Here is a 4,430-nt window from a genome sequence, read left to right as displayed (position 1 = left end):
TCCCCACCCCCGCCCACACCTCTCCACGGGCGATACGCGTGCGAAGGAGCCCGCGATGAGCGAGATGATCACCGCGGACCTGGTCGACCTCGACCTGTCCGCCGATACGAAGGAAGCGGCGGCGCGCGCCCTCGCCGTACGCATGGTGTCCCTGGGGCGGGTGACCGACCTGGACGGGTTCCTCGCCGACGTCGCCGCCCGCGAGGCCCAGATGCCGACCGGCCTCGACGGCGGCATCGGCATCCCGCACTGCCGCAGCGAGCACGTCACCGAGCCGACCCTGGCCTTCGGGCGCAGCACGGCGGGGGTGGACTTCGGCGCGCCGGACGGCCCCGCCGACCTGATCTTCCTGATCGCCGCCCCGGCGGGCGCGGACGACGCCCACCTCACGATCCTGTCGTCGCTGGCCCGGCRGCTGATGAACGCCGAGTTCACGTCCGCGCTGCGCTCGGTGCGGGACGCGGCGACCGCCGCGTCCCTGATCCGCGGGGACGAGCCGCCTGCGGCGCCCGTGCCCGGACCCGAGGCCGAGCCCGCAGCCGCAGCCGCGCCTGAGGGCGGCGCGGTGCCTGAGGCCGGGGCCGCATCCGGGGCGGGGACCGAGCCCGAAGGGGCGGCGGCCGAACCCGAGGGTGCGGCGGTCGAGCCCGAGGGTGCGGCGGTCGAGCCCGAGAGCGCGGCGGCCGGGCGGCCGTTCCGGATCGTTGCCGTCACCTCCTGCCCCACCGGTATCGCCCACACCTACATGGCCGCCGAGTCGCTGGAGAACGCGGGCCGCGACGCAGGCGACGTCGAGGTGACCGTCGAGACCCAGGGATCGGCCGGCTTCACCCGGCTCGACCCGGCCGTCATCGCCGCCGCGGACGGCGTGATCTTCGCGCACGACGTGCCCGTACGGGAGAAGGACCGGTTCGCCGGGAAACCGACCGTGGACGTCGGTGTGAAGGCGGGCATCAACAAGCCGGCCGAGCTGATCGCCGAGTTGCGCGGCAAGGCCGAACGCGGCGAGACCACCTCGGCCGCCCGCCCCGGCGGTACCCCGGTCGACCGGACGGGCGAGCCCGAGGACGGCTACGGCACCAAGCTCCGCAAGTGGCTCATGACCGGCGTCAGCTACATGGTCCCCTTCGTGGCCGCGGGCGGTCTGCTGATCGCCCTCGGCTTCGCGATCGGCGGCTACGAGATCACCGACGCCAAGCCGGTCACCGAGGTCTTCGACTGGGGCCAGGTCGACAGCTGGGGTGCGCTGCTGTTCCAGATCGGCGGCGTCGCCTTCGGCTTCCTGATCCCCGTCCTCGCCGGCTACATCGCCTACGGGATGGCCGACCGGCCGGGCCTCGTGCCGGGCTTCGTCGGCGGCATGATCTCCTTCAACATCAACGCCGGCTTCCTCGGCGGCCTGGCGGCCGGTCTGCTGGCGGGCGCGGTGGTCCTCGCCATCCAGCGGGTGAAGATCCCGCCGGTGCTGCGCGGCATCATGCCGGTGGTCGTGATCCCGCTGATCTCCTCGATCGTCGTCGGCTTCCTGATGCTGATCGTGATCGGCAAGCCCATCGCCGAGGCCCAGGACGCCATGACGGACTGGCTCGGCGGCCTCTCCGGCACCAACGCGGTCCTGCTCGGCGTCCTGCTCGGCCTGATGATGTGCTTCGACCTGGGCGGCCCGGTCAACAAGGTCGCGTACGCCTTCGCCACCGCCGGCATCGCCGTGCAGGACCCCAGCGACTCCGCGATGAAGATCATGGCCGCCGTGATGGCGGCCGGGATGGTCCCGCCGCTCGGCATGGCGCTGGCGACCACCCTGCGCAAGAAGCTCTTCACCCCGGCCGAGCAGGAGAACGGCAAGGCCGCCTGGGTCCTGGGCGCGTCCTTCATCACCGAGGGCGCGATCCCCTTCGCGGCCGCCGACCCGCTGCGGGTCATCCCCGCCTCGATGGTGGGCGGCGCGGTCACCGGCGCCCTGACGATGGCCTTCGGCTCGACCCTGCGGGCCCCGCACGGCGGTGTCTGGGTCACCTTCCTGATCGGCAAGCCGTTCCTCTACCTGCTGGCCATCCTGGTCGGCACGGCCGTCACGGCCGCCCTGGTCATCGTCCTCAAGGGCATGCGCAAGCAGAGCGGCGACGGCGGCACGGCGAAGACGGCCGGGGACGCGGCGCCGTCCCGGCCGAAGGAAGCGGTCGTGGCGTAGACGCTCCGCCCCCAGGGGCGCGCCGGGCGATCAGCGCATCAGCGCATCAGCGCAGGTTGGCCGCCCGGCGCTCCATGGCGTCCCGGGCGTCCTGCTCCGTCGCGTAGACCTCGCACATGTGGCGCCCGTCGGGCGTGGCCGTGTGCTCGACCTCCCACAGGGACAGCTCACGGCCGTCGCGCAGCAGGAACGCGTGCTCGTAGAGGGAGAAGCTCAAGCCCTTGCGGCCGGCCCCGCTCGGCCGCCCGAACGCCTGGGTGATCTGGTGCGCGAACGCCGTCCGCAGCAGCTCGGCCATGTCCTCGCCGGGCTGGTCCGCGTTCTCGGCGCGGCGCAGCAGCCGGCGGCCGTGGTCCGCCGAGTTGTCCAGCACGTAGGCGTGTAACGGCTCGGGGATCACCGACATCCGTACCAGCAGCGGCAGTTCGAAGTCGGGGGAGTCGACGGGCAGCGGCAGCCGCGCGGTCGCGGTCCGCAGCTCCTCCTCGTCCTCGTACACCTCGTGCTGCGTCTCACGGTTCGGCGCGGTGTTGTGCACCAGCTCCCAGAGAGTGAGAGCGCTCCCATCGGTCAGCAGCCAGGTGTGGCGGTACGTCTCGCGGTGCAGCCCCGCGCTGTGGTGCGCGGAGTGCAGCGAACTGTCGTGGGCCAGCGCCCGGTCGAGCCGCCGTATCGTGTCGTCCGGCAGCTCGAAGGAGTTCAGGGCACGACCGAGAAGTCGCGCGAGATGCTCCTCCGGAGACTCGGGCGACTCGGGTGGCTCGTACGCTGCCGTCTCGTACGGAACGCTCAAGGCTTCTCCCGGCGTTGCTGCATGTCACCTTGTGGGTGCATACGGTAGCTCCTCGGTCGGACATCATGTCCGGGAACCGAGAAAACGTACGCTGAGAAAACGCCGGGGCCGCGCGAAAAATTCCCGCGCGACCCGACGGATCATCAAAACCCTGTGGTCAGACCGCACTTCCGGCGGTCCAGGCACTCCACGCCATGTTCCAGCCGTTGAGCCCGTTGTCCGGTGCGACCTGCTTGTCGGGGGAGTTCCTGACCGTCACGACGTCCCCGACGAGCGAGTGGTCGAAGAACCAGCTGCCGTCCGTGCCGCCGCCGGCGCCCTGCACGTCCGCGAGGCCGACGCAGCCGTGGCTGGTGCCCTCCCGGCCGAAGGGCGGATTGCCCTTGTCGTACCAGTAGTTGCCGTGGATGAAGGTGCCCGAGGTCGTCAGCCGCATCGCGTCCGGCACGTCCGCGATGTCGTACTCCCCGCCGTGGCCGACCGTCGCCCCGTTCATCCGCGTCTGCCGGAACTTCTCGGAGATCACCATCTGCCCGTTGTACGTGCTGGTCTCCGCGCTCCCCGACGAGATCGGGATCGTCCTGAGGGTCCTGCCGTCACGCACGACCTTCATGGTCTGCGTGGCCACGTCGACCGTGGACACCTGGGAGCGGCCGACCGTGAACGTGACCTTCTTGTCCTGCACCCCGTAGACGCCCTCGGCGCCCTCGACGCCGTCCAGGCCGATGTCCACCGTGACCCTGGAACCGGCCTTCCAGTACTTCTCGGGCCGGAAGTCCAGCCGCTGCGCGCCGAACCAGTGCCCGACCACCTTCTGCCCGCTGTCGGAGGTGACCTCGATGCGCGACTCGACGGCCTTCTTCCTGCTGATCGCCTTGTCGAAGGTGAAGGACACCGGCATCCCGACGCCGACCTTCGCGCCCCCGTCGGGCGTGTACGTCCCTATGAAGCTGTTGTCCTCGGACACCGTGGTGAACGTCGAACGGGCCCTGGCCTTCTTCCCGTTCCCGCCCTCGGCGGTGGCCGATATCCGGTACCCGGTCCCGCGCTCCAGCCGCTCCTTCGGCTTCCAGCTCTTCCCGTCCCCGGCGATCGCCCCGGCGACGGCGGCCCCCGACTCCGTCTCCGTCATCTTCACGCCGGTCAGCTTCCCGCCGCTGACCTTCACCCCGGTCGAGTTGATCGACGCCCCCGCCGAGCCGTCCTTCGCGGAGATCACGATCCGCGCCTGCGAGGGCCCGGACCCGCCGCCCTTGCCGTCGGCCTTGGCGTCACCGACGCACGCGGTCAGGGTCATGGCGCCGACCACCAGGGCGACACAGGCCACCCACGTGTGCCGCACGGTCGCGTCGGGCGTAGTCACGGGCTGCTCCGGTTTCTTGTCACGGGAAACGGTCTGCTCGGGTCCGCACAGCAGATCCATGAGCAAGGAGCCCCACCCGCACC

3 protein-coding genes are annotated in these 4,430 nt (G+C 71.2%); 1 reads left to right on the top strand and 2 read right to left on the bottom strand.

The window, feature by feature from the left end; translation table 11 throughout:
- Positions 1-55: 55 nt before the first annotated feature.
- Positions 56-2,191, top strand: coding sequence for a PTS fructose transporter subunit IIABC (locus FGF04_RS29605; RefSeq protein ID WP_149514347.1), 2,136 nt, complete (start codon positions 56-58; stop codon positions 2,189-2,191).
- 46 nt (positions 2,192-2,237) lie between these two features.
- Here FGF04_RS29605 and FGF04_RS29600 read toward each other — a convergent pair whose 3' ends face one another.
- Entirely contained in the window at positions 2,238-2,984 is a 747-nt protein-coding gene (locus tag FGF04_RS29600; RefSeq protein WP_149514346.1) for a DUF6227 family protein, read from the bottom strand.
- A 157-nt stretch (positions 2,985-3,141) separates the two neighbouring features.
- Positions 3,142-4,347: a L,D-transpeptidase gene (locus FGF04_RS29595; RefSeq protein ID WP_408055688.1), complete on the bottom strand. Its 1,206-nt coding sequence runs from the start codon at positions 4,345-4,347 to the stop codon at positions 3,142-3,144.
- Positions 4,348-4,430: the final 83 nt, after the last annotated feature.

The organism is Streptomyces apricus (genome assembly GCF_008369065.1).
Lineage (GTDB): Bacteria > Actinomycetota > Actinomycetes > Streptomycetales > Streptomycetaceae > Streptomyces > Streptomyces apricus.
The sequence above is the reverse complement of the archived record's forward strand: the minus strand, read 5'-3'. Positions and strand labels throughout refer to the sequence as shown.